This window comes from Microbispora hainanensis, from assembly GCF_006874475.1.
GTDB lineage: Bacteria > Actinomycetota > Actinomycetes > Streptosporangiales > Streptosporangiaceae > Microbispora > Microbispora hainanensis.
This window is the reverse complement of sequence record NZ_VIRM01000034.1, coordinates 63,463-79,066: the sequence shown is the minus strand read 5'-3', so window position 1 is coordinate 79,066 and position 15,604 is coordinate 63,463. Positions and strand designations below refer to the sequence as shown.

Annotated in this window: 16 protein-coding genes; 11 read left to right on the top strand and 5 right to left on the bottom strand. The window is 71.1% G+C overall.

Annotated elements, in window-relative coordinates; all coding sequences use genetic code 11:
• Nucleotides 1-20: 20 nt before the first annotated feature.
• Nucleotides 21-500, bottom strand: a complete 480-nt coding sequence (locus tag FLX08_RS25395; RefSeq protein ID WP_142622075.1) for a hypothetical protein — start codon at nucleotides 498-500, stop codon at nucleotides 21-23.
• Between the two features lie 64 nt (nucleotides 501-564).
• On the opposite strand from FLX08_RS25395, the gene FLX08_RS25390 reads away from it, so the two are divergent.
• Both FLX08_RS25390 and FLX08_RS25385 read left to right on the top strand, forming a co-directional pair.
• A complete protein-coding gene (locus FLX08_RS25390) occupies nucleotides 565-1,647 on the top strand; it encodes a helix-turn-helix transcriptional regulator (RefSeq protein WP_142622073.1) in 1,083 nt (360 codons plus the stop codon).
• 149 nt (nucleotides 1,648-1,796) lie between these two features.
• The gene (locus tag FLX08_RS25385) at nucleotides 1,797-3,245 is read left to right on the top strand and encodes a hypothetical protein (protein ID WP_142622071.1); all 1,449 of its coding nucleotides are present in this window, start codon (nucleotides 1,797-1,799) and stop codon (nucleotides 3,243-3,245) included.
• A gap of 941 nt (nucleotides 3,246-4,186) precedes the next feature.
• On the opposite strand, the gene FLX08_RS25380 is transcribed toward FLX08_RS25385, so the two are convergent.
• Entirely contained in the window at nucleotides 4,187-5,032 is an 846-nt protein-coding gene (locus tag FLX08_RS25380) for an HD domain-containing protein (RefSeq protein ID WP_167530563.1), read from the bottom strand.
• A 495-nt stretch (nucleotides 5,033-5,527) separates the two neighbouring features.
• Between FLX08_RS25380 and FLX08_RS25375 the strand changes: the two genes are divergently transcribed.
• The 3 genes from FLX08_RS25375 to FLX08_RS25365 all read left to right on the top strand — a co-directional run bounded on the left by FLX08_RS25375 (nucleotide 5,528) and on the right by FLX08_RS25365 (nucleotide 8,332).
• Nucleotides 5,528-6,892: a hypothetical protein gene (locus tag FLX08_RS25375; RefSeq protein WP_142622067.1), complete on the top strand. Its 1,365-nt coding sequence runs from the start codon at nucleotides 5,528-5,530 to the stop codon at nucleotides 6,890-6,892.
• 148 nt (nucleotides 6,893-7,040) lie between these two features.
• The gene (locus FLX08_RS25370; RefSeq protein WP_142622065.1) at nucleotides 7,041-7,541 is read left to right on the top strand and encodes a hypothetical protein; all 501 of its coding nucleotides are present in this window, start codon (nucleotides 7,041-7,043) and stop codon (nucleotides 7,539-7,541) included.
• Nucleotides 7,538-8,332 carry a hypothetical protein gene (locus FLX08_RS25365; protein WP_142622063.1) on the top strand — a complete coding sequence of 265 codons (795 nt, stop codon included), beginning with the start codon at nucleotides 7,538-7,540 and terminating at the stop codon, nucleotides 8,330-8,332. Before FLX08_RS25370 ends, FLX08_RS25365 begins: the two co-directional genes overlap by 4 nt.
• 97 nt (nucleotides 8,333-8,429) lie before the next feature.
• Here FLX08_RS25365 and lpdA read toward each other — a convergent pair whose 3' ends face one another.
• The gene (gene lpdA / locus FLX08_RS25360) at nucleotides 8,430-9,830 is read right to left on the bottom strand and encodes a dihydrolipoyl dehydrogenase (protein ID WP_142622061.1); all 1,401 of its coding nucleotides are present in this window, start codon (nucleotides 9,828-9,830) and stop codon (nucleotides 8,430-8,432) included.
• Between the two features lie 126 nt (nucleotides 9,831-9,956).
• On the opposite strand from lpdA, the gene FLX08_RS25355 reads away from it, so the two are divergent.
• Nucleotides 9,957-10,346 (top strand): SRPBCC family protein, encoded by a 390-nt coding sequence (locus tag FLX08_RS25355; RefSeq protein WP_142622059.1) that lies wholly within the window; start codon nucleotides 9,957-9,959, stop codon nucleotides 10,344-10,346.
• Nucleotides 10,347-10,382: 36 nt separating this feature from the next.
• Here FLX08_RS25355 and FLX08_RS25350 read toward each other — a convergent pair whose 3' ends face one another.
• Together FLX08_RS25350 and FLX08_RS25345 are read right to left on the bottom strand one after the other, a co-directional pair.
• Nucleotides 10,383-10,709: a hypothetical protein gene (locus FLX08_RS25350; protein WP_142622057.1), complete on the bottom strand. Its 327-nt coding sequence runs from the start codon at nucleotides 10,707-10,709 to the stop codon at nucleotides 10,383-10,385.
• A gap of 4 nt (nucleotides 10,710-10,713) precedes the next feature.
• The gene (locus FLX08_RS25345; RefSeq protein WP_142622055.1) at nucleotides 10,714-11,643 is read right to left on the bottom strand and encodes a TIGR03620 family F420-dependent LLM class oxidoreductase; all 930 of its coding nucleotides are present in this window, start codon (nucleotides 11,641-11,643) and stop codon (nucleotides 10,714-10,716) included.
• A 384-nt stretch (nucleotides 11,644-12,027) separates the two neighbouring features.
• Between FLX08_RS25345 and FLX08_RS41500 the strand changes: the two genes are divergently transcribed.
• From FLX08_RS41500 to FLX08_RS25320, 5 genes are all read left to right on the top strand, one after another.
• Nucleotides 12,028-12,597, top strand: coding sequence for a COG4315 family predicted lipoprotein (locus FLX08_RS41500; protein ID WP_208761650.1), 570 nt, complete (start codon nucleotides 12,028-12,030; stop codon nucleotides 12,595-12,597).
• Between the two features lie 571 nt (nucleotides 12,598-13,168).
• Nucleotides 13,169-13,897, top strand: a complete 729-nt coding sequence (locus FLX08_RS25335; protein ID WP_142622053.1) for a GAF and ANTAR domain-containing protein — start codon at nucleotides 13,169-13,171, stop codon at nucleotides 13,895-13,897.
• Nucleotides 13,869-14,234: an STAS domain-containing protein gene (locus tag FLX08_RS25330; protein ID WP_142622051.1), complete on the top strand. Its 366-nt coding sequence runs from the start codon at nucleotides 13,869-13,871 to the stop codon at nucleotides 14,232-14,234. Before FLX08_RS25335 ends, FLX08_RS25330 begins: the two co-directional genes overlap by 29 nt.
• Before the next feature lie 78 nt (nucleotides 14,235-14,312).
• Complete coding sequence (locus tag FLX08_RS25325; protein WP_208761649.1) at nucleotides 14,313-15,365, top strand: quinone-dependent dihydroorotate dehydrogenase; 1,053 nt, start codon at nucleotides 14,313-14,315, stop codon at nucleotides 15,363-15,365.
• A 29-nt stretch (nucleotides 15,366-15,394) separates the two neighbouring features.
• Nucleotides 15,395-15,592, top strand: coding sequence for a heavy-metal-associated domain-containing protein (locus FLX08_RS25320; RefSeq protein WP_142561071.1), 198 nt, complete (start codon nucleotides 15,395-15,397; stop codon nucleotides 15,590-15,592).
• Nucleotides 15,593-15,604: the final 12 nt, after the last annotated feature.

Here is a 15,604-nt window from a genome sequence, read left to right as displayed (position 1 = left end):
GATCAGTGCGCGTGGGTCTTTCATCGGCGGTCTCCTGTCGTGCCCTCGGGCAGCGTGTCGGCGAGGTACGCGGCGAGGTCGGGCCGGTCGGGGGCGAGCACATGCCGCACCCACGCGTCGCGTTCGTGCAGGATCGGCGACAGCTCCCAGACACAGCCGATGAGCGGGCGTTCCAGCCGGACGAAGTGCGTGGAGTCCCGGTCGGGGCAGCCCAGCACCGGCTGACCGGCCACCGCGATGCCGCAGTGCAGGGCGTTGTCCCAGGTCCAGGTGTAGGTGTTGAGGTAGGCCCCGTCGTCCCCGCCCCTGTGGAGCACGACGAAGGCGGCCGGGGGCGTGCCGTCCGGCTCCGGGAGCAACTCGGGCAGGACGGCGTACGCCGCCTTCTCGACCTCGGGGGCGATGCCGGCCGGGTCGGCGGTGACGTGGTAGCGCTTGACGTGATAGCCGCTCACCTCGATCGGGGGCGGCACGACGAGCAGTTTCTCCATGAAGGCCATGCCGGGAACGGTAGGTCCGCTTCACTGACACCCTTCGTCAGTGGAGTCGTGCGATGGTGAGGGCGTGCGCGCGTCCCGGCTGCTGTCGATCCTCCTGCTGTTGCAGTCGCGCGGCCGGATGACGGCCCGGCAGCTCGCCGACGAGCTGGAGGTCAGCGTCCGCACGATCTACCGCGACGTCGAGTCGCTGCACGCCGCGGGCATCCCCTTGTACGGCGAGGCCGGGCACGAGGGCGGCTATCGGCTGATGGACGGCTTCCGCACCAGGCTCACCGGCCTGACCGAGCGGGAGGCCGCTGCGCTGTTCCTGTCCGGGTTGCCGGGGCCGGCCGCCGACCTCGGCCTCGGCGCGCTGCTGGCGGCGGCGGAGCTGAAGATCGAGGCCGCGCTCCCGGCCGGTCTGCGGGAGGAGGCGCGTCGGGTGCGGGAGCACTTCCTCCTCGACGCGCCCGGCTGGTATTACGACGGCGACCGGTCGCCATACCTGCGGGAGGTCGCCGAGGCCGTCTGGAACACCCGGGTCGTCCACGTCCGCTACCGCCGGTGGGCCGAGCCCTGCGAGGTCGAGCGAAGGCTGGAGCCGTACGGGCTGGTCCTGAAGGCGGGGAAGTGGTATCTCGTGGCGCGGTGCGACGGCGCGCTGCGCACCTACCGGGTCGGCCAGATCCTCGCGCTCACGGTGACCGACGAGACGTTCGAGCGCCCAACCGGCTTCGACCTGGAGCGTCACTGGCGCGAGCATCTGGCCGGCTTCCGCTCCCGGCTGCTGCGCGGGCACGCGGTGATCCGGCTGTCGCCACGGGGGCGGGAGCGGCTCGGGGAGATCATGAGCTCGGCCGTCGCCGGGGCGGTGGACGAGACGGCAAGCCCACCGGACGAGCGGGGCTGGGTCACCGCCACCGTGCCCGTCGAGTCGGTGACGCACGCGCGGACGGAGTTCCTGAAGCTCGGGGCCGAGGTGGAGGTCCTGGAGCCGGCCGAGCTGCGGCGCGAGATGGCGGCGACCGCCCACGCGCTTGCGGCCCTCTATCCGCCGGCTCCGCCGCCTGCAGTGCCGCCGCCTGCAGTGCCGGCCGTGTTCGCCGCCACCGTAGCGGGCGTCAATGAAAAATCGGCTCGCAATTCCGGCGAATCCGATAAAAGGTGATACCAACTCGGCGAGAGCCCTGACAGCGTGCGGTCCGAGTTCTATCCTTGACGGCGTCACTGACTAGATTCTCGCGGATTGCGGGAGAAGAAGTGCCCAAGACCACGCGTACGCCGCGAAGGGAGAAAGCGCGAAGCGAGGGCGCGCGAGTGGACGGGCTTCGTGATCCGGATGTCGAGACCTTCGTCGGCGCGATGGGGACGCGCATTCGCGCGGACGCCGAGACGGTCGGAGTCGGCCTCCGGACCCTGGAGATCCAGGTAAGACTGCACCTGCCCCGGTTGAGCAGGCCGGCCATCGCCGGCTGGTCTCCGGACAAGGTGTACGAGGAGATACGGCTGCAGGCCGTCGTCCGGGCGGCGCAGGTGCGCCAGTCGGCGGAGGACGCCGCCCACCAGGCCCACGCCTCCGTCCTCCTCAACGTGCGCAAGGCGCACCGCGACCTGAGCCTGTCGTTCGGCGACGGCTATCACACCCGCCTGCGCTTCGCCGAGGTCAGACCGAGCGCCGGCCACCTGGTCCAGTCGAGACTGCACTACCTCCACAGCGAGAGGGCAGACACCGCCGCGCAGTTCGGGCTCTTCCTGCCGGGCGCGACGATGCCGATCACGTACGTCGCCTTCTCGCGATGCGACCGCCAGTATGTCCTGGACGCGCTCACGGGGCACGGGCTGGACGTTGATCCGGACCGGATAATGGTCCTGACAAGAATGCACGGGCTGGCGGGAATTCCGGCGAACCTCATGAGCCTGACTATCGCCCACGCGGTCCGGGAGATCAGGGCACGAAACGCCGGGGATTATGTCATCACGGCATACAACCCGATGCTCGGTTTCTGCGGCACCTCATTCATCGCGTCGGGATTCCGGCCGATCGCCCTGTCGCCCGTGGCGTATCGCTACGACGACAAAGGCCTTTTCCAGACCCGCCGCATGTCCGGGGAGTCGCTGCCGCAGCTCCTGGACACCCCGGACAACGTGCTCATGGCCCTCGGCGTCACCCCGGCGGCGAAGCGGAACGTCGCGGGGGTCGGGGGCCTGATCAGGGTGTCGAGCCGCACCCACTCCGGCGGCGACCATGTGAGACCCCTCAAGGCGGACTTCGCCTCGCTCGAGTGGAAGGACCGCCTGCTCGGCTACCGCCGGATGCTGGAGTCCTGCTGGTCGGACCGCACGGTCCACCCGCGCTATCAGGAGTCGCCGGCCGCCGCGGGCGACCCCCGAGGCCAGTGCGGGGTCACCTCCGTCTGGCTCGCCCGCAGGCTCCGCGCCGACCTGCTGCTCGAACCCGTCTACTGCTACGGGCGGCTGCGCATCGGCCGCGACGACGCCGAAGACGTGAGCCACCACTGCTGGGTCGAGATCGGCCCGGCCCACGACCCCCGGCGGTTCGTCGTCGACCTGACCGCCGACCAGTCGGACGGCGTACGCGAGCCGATCATCCTGGGCGAGCACCGGGCGCTGACCGATCGGGGGCTGCGGTATGAGACCGCGGCGCGCCTGCGCCTCGACGAGCTGCCGAGAGACCGGGTGTGGCGGCGTTTCCTCGCGCTCGCCGACCGCCTGCGCGACCTGGACGAGCTCCGGAGGCGGCCATGACCCGGGACACGACCGCGCCCATAACCGGGCCCATGACCGGCCACATGACCGCGTCCATGAGCGGGCCCATGAGCGGGCCCATGAGCGGGGTCCGGCCCTCGGTGCTGCTGCTGTCGTCCGACAGCAGGCGGCGATACGCGGAGGACGTCCTGAGGGCGCTGGCCCTGCCCCGACGGGCGATCATCCAGTTCCGCTACGAGACCGACTACGTGGCGGGCGCCCTGCAACAGGCGATCGCGAACGGCTCAGCCGTCGGCCGGCGGTGCCTCGTGGCGTTCCTGGCCGACCGGGAGTCGCCCGAGACCGAGCCGTTCGTCGTGCCCGTGCGCTTCGCCACGGTGGTGGCGACCGCGTGCGTGGCCGACATGGCTACCTTCCGGCTCCGGGTGGACGACTACGCGAACCTGGAGGACTTCCCGCTGACCGAGGCGGACATCAGGGCCAAGGGCGGCTGGTTCGTGGACAGGCTCGCGGAGGCCAACGGCGGGCGCTGGTATCCCGCTACCACCCGCTTCCCCGACCTCCACCTGCACGAAACGCCGGGCGACGACCCCGGCGCGTGGCTCGGGGTGGCCCGGCGGCTGGCCCGGCATCCCACGTACAGGTCCTCCTACTTCGTCCGCACCGAGGAACCGCTGCTGGGCAGGGGCAGGACGGGCACCCTCGACGCCGAGGGGCGGCTGCACCTGAGCGACGGCGACTCGGTGCGGATGCGGGTCAGCTTCTACTCCGACGGCTACACGCCGGCTCCGAAACGGCTGGTCTGCGCGACCGACGGCACCTTCCTGAAGATCGCGTCCGACGACTCGTACGACGTGGCGTCGCGATACGACACGGTGGAGTTCTGGCTGCGGCCCGAGATGCTGGGCTTCGACGCGCTCGCGCGGGTCGGGATCACGCTGGCCGCCGACACCAGGGCGGGCCCAGAGCAGGGAGGCGGCTCACTGACGACGAGCGCGGGATTTCCTGTGGTCGTGCGCCGCTCGCGGTCGCGTCTCCTCACGCGGGTGTCGGCCGGCGCGGCCGGGGCCGTTCTCGTCGCCCTGCCCGCCGTGCTCGGGCCGGGCGTCGAGCTGCCGCTGAGGGTGCTGTGCGCCGTCTGCGGGGCGGTCCTGCTCGCCGTCGCGAACATCGTCATCTCCCACGCCAGGTGACACCCCGCCGGAGAACAGGTGCGGGCGCCGTGCGAACTCCCGGCACAGCTCGTCGAACAACGGCAGCAGTGCCGGGCAGCTCATGCGGATCTTCCGCCTGGCCGTGATCTCCGTGCGCTTGTACGCCGCCCAGGTGGGCCGCAGCGGGTGGTGGTCGGCCAGCAGCACGTTGACGTGGGGGAGCAGCTTGTCGAGGGCGTAGACGAACCTGCTCTCCGCATCGTGCTGCGCCTTGTAGCGGTACAGGTCCTCCACGAGCCAGGGGAACGTCCCGCCGAAGTCGCGGGCGATGATCTCCCTCGCCTCCTCCTCGCGTACGGCCTTCTTCTCGCGTTCCGCCGGGTCGGCGTAGACCGAGACGTCCCCAGCGTGGACCTCGGGCAGGTCGTGGACCAGCGCATACCTGGCGATCCGGCCCGGATCCAGGGCGGGGTCGATCAGCGGGGCGAGGCAGACCGCGGCCAGGCCCAGGGTGAAGGAGTGCTCCGCGTCGTTCTCCCGCCGGGTGACGTCCTGCGGCACCACCGAAGACCGTTCGATCGCGCACGGCGGAAATGCCAGATCGCGCATGAGAGCCATCAGCGTGTTCGCGCCGACCGGGGAGCCGGTGTTTTTCGCGTTGTCCCTCGCCATCGGGCCGCCCTCGCATTGTTCGCCCGCACGCGGCCACGGCGTTTCGCGCACGGCCTGATTTCCCAGCGTAGCCGACCATTCATCGGCGCCGTGGGAAGTGTTTCCCGGGGAATGGCCGCGGGAGCCGAATGCGTGTTCGGTAATCGGCATTTCCGCATTTCAGGCCGCGTAGTCCCGGACCGTTGGCGAGGGCGTGACCGGTCGTCCGCGCGTGGAATTCGGACCGGGAACGCCGGGCCGTACGCGCCGGCGGATGCGGTCCGGCCGGGGGCCGCTCGGCGCCGGCCTGTTCCCGCCGGCCGCCCCGAGTCGGGGTGTGATAGCGGAATTCGCCCCTGACCAGCGTATTCGCCGAGTGGGCATGATCATATGTCGAGATAAATCCACATTTCTTGTAAAGGGCGGCGCCGAAGTGATCTAAGGTGGGGCGCGCGAGCCGCCGGTGCCCCGTGTGCCCGGTGTTTCACCGCCGACCGTGCCGCTCCTGGGGGAAAGGTGCCAGAGCCGAGATCGCTGACCGACGGGCTCCGATGGTCGAGGCGGGCCGTGCTGCTGGCCGGGGGGCTTCTGGTCGCCGGCTGCGGCTCACCGCCTCGGCCCACGATCGAGAGTGAGGACTACGAGGCCTCCGGATCGAACGGCAAACGCCTGCGAGAGATCCTCGACCGCCGGGCCACCGCCCTGATGAAACGGGACGAGAAGGGCTACCTGGCCGACCTCGACCCCTCCAACACGACGCTGATCCGGCGCGAGAAGGCGCTGTTCGGCAACCTGCGCCAGTTCGAGCTCGAAGAGGTCCGCTTCATCGACGAGCGGGCCGTCAAGAGGACGGAGAAGAACGGTGATCTCCGGTTCGCGCCGCTGATCAGGATCACCAAGCTCACCGCCGACGCAGGGCCGGGTGACATCGCGCCGGCCGAGACGTTCTCGTACCGGCTGCGGGAGAAGGGCGGCTCGTTCGTCGTCGCGGACATCGCCGGGGCGACCCGGAACAACCGGGAGAAGCTCGGTCTCGACGGCCCGCTCGCCAACGCGCCCTGGAACACCGACGCGCTGCACGTCCAGAAGGTGGGCGGCAAGGTGTGGCTCGTCGGCGACAAGAGCGTGAACGACCTCGACCGCTACGCCGCGGTCACCGAGCGGGAGCTGGCCCTGGTCGAGCGGCTGTGGGGCAGACGCCTCAGCTACCCCGGCCACGTGCTGTTCTTCACCCGCGACCCGGCCAACTTCCGGCAGTGGTTCGACCTCGGCACAGGGGGCGACTTCAACCCCGACAACCTCGGCTACCAGATCAGGACGCTGGGCGTGAAGAAGGACGGGCATACGTTCGCGGGCGAGTTCGCCGCCTCCCGCATCGTGGTCAACCTGCGCAGCCACCAGTCGCACGACGCGCCGCCGAACCTGACGATCCGCCACGAACTGGCCCACGCGGTCTCGGCGCGCCTCACCATGACGATGAGCTTCAACGACTTCGGGCCGCCCCTGTGGGCGGTCGAGGGCTTCGCCCGCTGGACCGAGACCATCGGGAGCCCGGCACAGGCCGCCCTCATCCGCGACGTCGTCGCGAACGGCGTGCGGGCCGGCACGTTCCGCGGCACCGTGCCCGACTCGCGGACGTTCTACGGCAGAAACATCGACTTCAACTACTGCCTCGGCTCGACGGTCTTCAGCCTCGCCGAACGGCTCAAGGGCCGCGACGCCGCCGTGGAGCTGTACGCCTCGATCATCCAGCACCCGGACTCGCTCGACATGCCCTTCGTCGAGCTGCCGGTCTTCGAGGGGATCAGCAAGCGGGTCCTCGGGATGTCGGCGGGCGCCTTCCGCAGCCGATGGGTGAGCTTCGTGCGGAACGGTGGGTGAGATGACCCTGCCGCCCGCTTCCCCGCCTCCCGGCCCGTACCCCGGCCCTCCGCACCCCGGTCCTGCCCGCCCCGGCTCCTCACATCCCGGCCCCCCGCACTCCGGCACAGCGGAGGCGCCACGCAAGCCCAGGCGCCTCCTGGCGGTGGTGGCCGGTCTGGTCGCGTTCGTCCTGGCCGGAACCGGCACGTTCGTCCTGGCGCGCAATCACCGTCTCACCCAGGTCACCGAGTCGTGCGGCGGCGACACATGCATCCCCGGCCTCAAGGCGATGACGGTCGTGGAGACGATGCGGGGCCAGGGCTACGCGTGCACGACCGACAGCGACGACTGGCACTGCGAGCTCGACATCGGCGCGACGTACTTCGACGTGTGGTTCCGGGTGTACGACGACCTCATCCACCAGATGTCGATGCGTGTCAGACGGGCCGACGAGGCGACGATGGCCGGCACGGGTCTGGCCTATCTGTCCTGGTTCGCGATCATGCCCTACCGCGACGACCCGGCCACATCGAAGGACATCAGAGACTGGCTGAGCCAGCAGATCGCGAAGCGCAAGGACACCAGGGCGAAGATCCTCGACTACGAATACGTGCTGCAGAACCCCGAGTCGAACGCCACCGAGCTCACCATCGAGGCGACGTCGTGACAGCTCAACCGCCCGGGCCGTACTCTCCGGACGGCAGATACCAGTGGGACGGCGCCGCCTGGCAACCTGTCCGGAATCCGCCGCCCGCCGCCGCCCCACAGCCCGGCCCGCCGCACTCGTACGGGCAGTCGCAGCCTGGCCGGCCCCAGCCGTACGGCATGCCGCAGGAAGGGACCCCTGCCGGGCCGCCCCCGGGCCCGTACGGGCAGGCTCCGGGCACGGGGGGCCGGGGGATCGGCCTGGTGATCGGCCTCGTGACCGCCGGGCTGCTGCTGGGCGGCGGCGTCGGCGCGGCCGCCGGCCTCGGCAGCGCCTCGCCGAAGGGCAGCGCCAGGCCGCCCGCGTTCTCCGCCGACTTCCCCGGCGGCGACCGCCGCTACCTGCCCGGCGTGACCGTCGCCATGATTTCCGACGACTGGCTGAAGAAGTCCAACAAGTGGAAGTGCGCGAAGAAGCCCGACAAGGACGAGACCTCCAGCGGCGCCGCACACCGGGTGGAGTGCGAGCCGCCGGACGACCGCGGCGACATGTCCGTGTACATCGAGTATGACAAGGAGGACAGCGTCCGGCAGGTGGCCGCGACGTGCTGGCTCGGCCTGCACACGGTCGCCTGCACCAGCCTCTTCTCCACCATGGCCGACACGCTGCTGATCCCGCGCAAGTCCCTGCGCAAGCAGGCGGCCGGCTGGGCGAAGAAGAACGCCGACAGTGAGCGTTCGACGACCATCGGCGGCGTCCGCCTGGAATTCGACCTGAGCCCCCACGGCATGACGGCCACTCCCGGAATCTGACCCCACCCGTCGGCAATCTCCGCGCGCGTCGGCCACCGCCACCGGCCGGGGCCGGCGCGGAGGGCGGGGGCCCGCTCGAACCCCGCCGTTCCACGGCTCACATGTTGATCATGTGCCCGGCCAGGCCGTGGATCGCCTCCTTCACCGCCTCGCCCAGCGTCGGGTGGGCGTGGACGTTGCGCGCCACCTCGTGCACGGTGAGGTCCCACAGCTGGGCCAGGGTCAGCTCGGGCAGCAGCTCGGTCACCTCGGGCCCGATGAGGTGGGCGCCGAGGATCTCGCCGTACTTCGCGTCGCTGAGGACCTTGACGAAGCCGGTCGGGTCGCCCAGGCCGTGCGCCTTGCCGTTGGCCGTGAACGGGAACTTGACCACCTTCACGTCGAAGCCCTGCTCGCGCGCCTGGGCCTCGGTGTAGCCGAAGCTCGCGATCTGCGGCTGGCAGTAGGTCGCCCTGGGGATCATCACGTAGTCGAGCTCCATCGTCTCGGCCCCCGCGATGGTCTCGGCGGCGATGATGCCCATCGACTCGGCGGCGTGCGCCAGCATGAGCTTCGCGGTGACGTCCCCGATGGCGAAGATGTTCGGCACGTTCGTGCGGCAGCGGCCGTCCACGGCGATCGCGCCCCGCTCGGTCAGCCGTACGCCGGTGTTCTCCAGGCCGTATCCCTCGACGCGCGGCTGGAAGCCGATGGCCTGCAGCACCTTGTCGGCCTCCAGCACGGACGTCTCGCCGTTCTTCGAGACCGTGACCCGCACCTTGTCGCCGCTGTCGTCGATCGACTCGACCCGGGTGGAGGTCAGCACGTCGATGCCGAGCCGCCGGTAGCGCCGCGCCAGCTCCGCCGACACCTCCTGGTCCTCCAGGGGCACCATCCGGTCGAGGAACTCGACGATCGTGACCTTCACGCCGTAGTTGTGCAGCACGTACGCGAACTCGACGCCGATCGCGCCGGCGCCCGCGATGATCACGCTCTCCGGCAGCGTCTCACTGAGGATCTGCTCCTCGTACGTCACCACGCGCTCGGACAGGGACGTCCCCGGCAGCAGGCGGGTCGTCGCCCCGGCGGCGATGATGCAGTGGCCGAACGTCACCGTGCGCACGGAGCCGTCCGCGCCGCGCACCTCCATGGAGTTCGGCCCGGTGAAGGTGCCCCGGCCGTCATACTCCGTGATGCCGTTCTTCTTCATCAGATAGTGGACGCCCTTGACGCGCCCGTCCGCGACCTGGCGGCTGCGGCGGAAGGCCGCGCCGTAGTCGAGCGTGATCGGGCCGTCCGTCTGGATGCCGAACGTCTTGGTCTCGTTCATAAGGATGTGGGCGAGTTCGGCGTTACGCAGCAGCGCCTTGGAGGGGATGCATCCGACGTTGAGGCAGACCCCACCCCAGTAGCGCTCCTCGACGACCGCTGTGCTGAGCCCGAGCTGGGCCGAACGGACCGCGGCGGTGTAGCCGCCGGGCCCGGCGCCGAGGACGACGACATCGTAATGATCGGTCATGCACCGGACCCTACGCCGCCGCGTCCCCCCGCAGGAGAAGGGGGTGCCCACCAGGTGCCGAGCCGGAGGATGGACCGCACCGCGGCGGGTAGGGGCCCTACGCCGAAGGGGGAGGAGTGACGGACCATGACCGAGTTCGAGCGGTCCCGCAGGATGCCCGCAGGGGCCGACCAGGTGTTCCGCCAGGCGTGCGACGTCGGCAAACTCGATCTCTGGATGCCCCGTGAGCTGCACGTACACGCCGAGGACCCGCCCGCGGTCACCGTCCACGAGGACGAGACGGGACAGGACGAACGCGCCCTGCTGCGGGCCGAGCAGGACCAGCTGCGGATGGAGTGGGGCACCCGCGACGTGGACCGGTACGCCGGATGGCTGCAGGTCGCCGGCATCGGCGACGACAGCAGCGACGTGACGGTCCACCTGTCCTTCTTCGACGAGCGGCACACGCCCCCGGCCGAGGCGGTGGAGCAGGCCCTGGACGACAGTCTCGAACGGCTGGCCGAGCAGGTGCGCTAGGCGGCCTGATTGGGCGGCCCGCGCGGCCTGCTCGGGCTACTTCGCGTTCCCGCCGTGGTCCGGGCCGTCCGCCTCCGCGGAACGACCCGGGTGACCCGGCCCGGTGGACGGCAAGGGCGGCGTGGACGGCAGAGGCGGGGTGGGCGGCAGGGGCGCAGTGGGCAGGGGCGGGGGGAACGCGGAGGCCCGGGCGCCGGCCAGGCCGAGAACCTGGCGCATCCACGCCTCCAGGCTCGTCGGGTCCGGCGGGATCAAAGAGTCCTGCCCGTTCTGCCCGCCCTGCCCGCCCTGACCGTTCTGCCTGCCCTGCCCGTTCTGCCCGCCCTGCTCGCCGCGCCCCCGCCCGGGAGCCGCCGTGGTCACGCCGTCATCCCAGGAGAGCGGGGGCCAGCAGCCGCAGGTGCTCTATCTGCGTGCCGACCGAATCGGCCAGGGGCTGTACGCACACGTGGTCGGCCCCCGCGTCGTGGTGGGCGCGCACCCGCTCGGCGATCGTCTCCGGTTCGCCCCAGACCACGATCGCGTCGATGAGCCGGTCGCTGCCCCCGCCCGCGAAGTCGTCGTCGGAGAAGCCCAGCTCGCGCAGGTTCTTCGTGTAGTTGGGCAGGGAGAGGTAGAAGGCGGCGTATTCGCGGGCGATCTCCCGGGCGCGCCCGGCGTCGGTCTCGACCACCACGGCCTGCTCCGGAGCGAGGACCGGGTCCTGGCCGAGGATCTCGCGCGCCTTCGCGGTGTGCTCGGGCGGCACGAAGTACGTGTGCGCCCCCTGGGCGTGCTGCGCCGCCAGTTCGAGCATCCGGCGGCGCAGCGCCGCCAGCACCCGGGGCGGCCTCTCCGCCAGCGGCAACACGCCGAACGACGCCTGGTCCATCCCGTCGAGGTAGTCCCGCATGAGCCGCAGCGGCGCGGAGTATTCGTGGCCGCGAGGGGCGACCAGCGGCTTGTGGCTCACACCGAGGCCGAGCACGAACCGGTATCCCCACGCCTCGGCCAAGGTCGCGGCGCCGTTGGCCGCGGCCACCGCGTCCCGGCCGTAGATGTTCGCGATGCCCGTCGCCACGTGCAGCCGCTCGGTGGCCGACAGCAGGAGCGCCGAGTTCGTGAACGCCTCCCGCCCGTCCGGGGCCTCGCCCACCCAGAGCGCCGGGTATCCGAGCCGCTCGATCTCCGCCGCGGCCGTTCTGGCCTCGTCCGCGGTCGCCGTTCTCGACAGTGAGAACAGCCACACTCCCGTACGGCCGAGGCGGCGCCTCAGCTCCGACGGTTCCACGGTGGGCGGTTGCGTACGCTCGGCCATCCGGACGCTCCTTGTCTGTCACACGAGATCGGGCGAAGGGGGGCGGTTCGCCGGGGACGCCGCCCCCGCCGGGCCGGACGGCCGCGCCGGCGGGCGTCGCAGCCTCAGCATGTCATCGCACGGGCCGGTGGCCTCGGCACCCCCCCGCTATCGGTTCACGTGTCGGCGCGCACTGCCCTGCCCGTACGGATTACTCCGATTTTCCCCGGATCCAGATGTTCATCCCCATCGGTGGCGGAATCGCCCTGAGGGCGGTGAGAGCCCCGTGAGCGGGAACCCACGAAACGGCAAAGGCCTGTCCTGGATCTTCGCGTCCGGGCGGCGGGGCCGCCGTCGCCGCGTGTCTCCTGGGAGCCGACTCGCTCACTCTTCAGGAGGCCGAACATGAGGAAACTGCTGTATGCCGGCGCGGTCGCGATCAGCCTGCTGGCCGCCGGATGCGGCGGTGCCGGCGACGACGCCAGCCGCGTCGCCAACGACCAGCTCAACGAGTCGCAGACGCCCGAGCCCTCCGAGAACCAATCGGAGACGACGCCGTCCGCCACCGATCACTCGGCGTCGCCGACCTCTCCCGTCCAGGCGTCCCCCACGGGGCCCGCGCGTATCGACGCGGCGTCCACCTCGCTCGGCACCGTGCTGGTCGGCGTGGAGGGCCGCACGGTGTATCTGTTCACGAAGGACAAGGGCGGCACCTCGGCCTGCACCCAGGCGTGCGCGGCCGCGTGGCCGCCCGTGCTCACCGTCGGCCCGCCCCAGGCCGGCACGGGCGTGCACGCGAACCTGCTCGGGACTCTCCATCGGGAGGACGGCAGCACGCAGGTGACCTACAACAAGCACCCGCTCTACTACTACTCCAAGGACCAGAAGGCCGGCGACGTGCTCGGCAACGGCGTGAAGGACTTCGGCGGCGAGTGGTACGCCGTCACCCCCGAGGGCAAGAAGGTCAAGCGCTAGTTCACGGGCATGGCCATGCTGTGCGGCAGCCGGGCGAGCAGGGCCGACACCCGCTCGCGCTCGTCCGGCGACGGCAGCGGCTCCGGTCCCCGTACGCCGCCCGGGCAAGCCGGGGGCCGGCCCGCGCGGGGCCCACTGGTCTGCCACCACGCCGTCTTCCCGGCGTTTCCCCGATCCGCCTTCCCCTGCAGGAGGGCGGATTTCCCATGCCTCTCGCAGGTCCGGCGGCCGGCCCTCCCGGCGGTCCCCGGGATCACCTGGCTACCACCGCTCCGAGCCCATTAGTCTTAGGGGCACTCCGCCCTGTGTCCGCGGCCGCTTCCTCGTTCGAAAGTTGGCTCGCGATGGCATCGGACGCGTCGTCCGTTCTCGAGAACGTCCTCACCGGCACACCGCCAGGCCCGTCGCGGTCCCGCACATGGATCGTCCCGGCGAGCCGATGGTCGTCGTTCTTCAGGTCCTGGCGGAGATCAGGACTGATCGATCCCTCTCGGGGCAGTTGTGATGGCCGAATCGGCGCCTCTTCCCCAGGCCACGGCGGTGCGAGGTGAGGTTCACGAGAGGATGCGGAATGACCCATATCGATCCTGAGGCTCTTGTCACCAGCCTGCGACGTCTGCAGAAGGACAGGACGGCGACCGGGATCGTGCACCACCTTGAGCGCATCGTCCAGGTGGTCGACCGGCTTTTCGGATACTCCGGCGCGGGCCTGATGTTCGCCGAGGAGGACCGCACGCTTCGCTACCTCTTCGCCACGGACGAGCGTGGCCGCAGCCTGGAACGTGCCCAGGCCGTGACGGGCCAGGGCCCGTGCGTGGCGGCGTACGCGGGCGACACCGCGGTGACGACGGCCGACGTGCGGTCAGACCGGCGGTGGCCGGACCTGCGTGACCTGCTGCACCCCGAGGTGCGCGGGGTGGCGGGAGTGCCGATCCGGCTCGGCGGCGTGCCCGTGGGCACCCTCAACGTCTACCAGGACGCGCCGCACGAGTGGCAGGAGAGCGACACCCAGGCACTCCACGCGTACGCGCACGTGATCGAGCAGGTCCTCGTGGCGTCGATAGAGGCGGACGAGAAGGCGGTGCTGGCCGACCAGCTCCAATACGCCCTGGACTACCGCGTCGTGATCGAGCGGGCCGTCGGCTATCTCATGGGCAAACACGACCTGACGGCCTCGCAGGCGTTCACCGGGCTGCGCAAGCAGGCCAGGGACAGCAGACGGAAGGTGTCCGAGCTCGCGGCGGAGCTGCTGGGCGAGCAGGGCCAGAGGAATGTTGCGAATCCAGACCACGCCGTCTGAGGCCGGCGTCCGCGTCGCCGTGCACGGCGACCTCGACCTGTCCGGGGTGCCGGAGCTCCGCGCCCGCCTCCGGCAGGTGCTGGGGACCCGCGAACCCGGGCACGTCGAGGTCGACCTGGCCGGGGTCGGCTTCCTCGACTGCGCGGGCGCGCGGAGCCTCCTGTGGGCCGACGCGCGCGTGCGGGAGCAGGGCGGCCGGGTGACCTTCGTCCGTCCCGCCCCGCCGGTGCTGCGGTTACTGCGGCTGCTGGGCTTCGACTCCGCGCTGACCATCCGTACGGCGTCGCACGTGCCGCTGTCGCAGCCCGCGGCCGAGGCCCGTCCCCGGCCCGGCTGACGGGCCCGACTTACTGGGCGTACGGCGCCGGGCCCTGCGGGCCGAGGTGCGCGGCGACCGGGCGATAGTCTTGCCGTGATGTATCGACTCGTGTTCACGCAGGTCCTGAGCCGCCTCGACGCGGAGGCCGTCCACCATCTCACGATCAGGCTGCTCCGCCTGCTCGGGAAGTTTCCGCCACTCGTGCGGCTGCTGCACCGCCTGCTCGCGCCGAGGGCGGAGTCGCTGCGCGTCCAGGCGTTCGGCGTCCACTTCGCCTCGCCGTTCGGGCTCGCCGCCGGTTTCGACAAGGACGCCGGGTGCGCCGAGCCGCTGTCGGCGCTCGGATTCGGGTACGTCGAGGTGGGCACGATCACCGCGCACGCCCAGCCGGGCAACCCCCGGCCGCGGCTGTTCCGCCTGATCGAGAGCCGGGCGATCATCAACCGGATGGGCTTCAACAACGCCGGGGCGGCGGCCGCCGCCAAGCGGCTGCGCAGGGTGCGCCACATCCCGGCCGTGGTCGGCGTCAACATCGGCAAGACGAAGGTCGTGCCCGAGTCCGAGGCCGTGCGCGACTACGTGGACAGCGCCCGCAGGCTCGCGCCGCTCGCCGACTATCTCGTGGTCAACGTGAGCTCGCCCAACACCCCGGGCCTGCGCGACCTGCAGGCCGTCGACCGCCTGCGCCCGCTGCTGTCGGCGGTGAAGGAGACGGCCGGGCGCACCCCGCTGCTCGTGAAGATCGCGCCGGACCTGGCGGACGAGGACGTGGACGCCGTGGCCGAGCTCGCCACCGAGCTGGGGCTGGCGGGCGTCATCGCGACCAACACCACGATCAGCCGCGAGGGCGTCGCGAGCACCGAGGCGGGCGGCCTGTCCGGACAGCCGCTCAAGGCCCGCTCACTGGAGGTGCTGCGCCGCCTGCGCCAGAAGGCCGGCGACCGGCTCACCCTCGTCTCGGTCGGCGGCGTGGAGGACGTCGACGACGTCTGGGAGCGGCTGCTGGCCGGCGCCACCCTCGTGCAGGGATACACCGGCCTGATCTACGAAGGTCCCCTGTGGCCGTCGCGGATCAACCGTCAGCTCGCCCGCCGGCTGCGGCGGCACGGCTACGGCTCGGTCCGCGAGATCGTCGGCCGCACCGCATAAGTCCCCTTTCCCCGGAAACGGAGAGCGCCATGAGCGTCAAGACCTACACCGTCCAGGGCATGACCTGCGGCCACTGCGTGAGCTCGGTCAAGGAGGAGGTCGGCGAGATCCCCGGTGTCACCGGCGTCGAGGTCGACCTCGACAGCGGCCGGCTCGACGTCTCCGGCGACGTCGCCGACGACGCGGTGCGCAAGGCCGTCGAGGAAGCCGGTTACACCCTCGTGTGAGCGCTCTGCCGC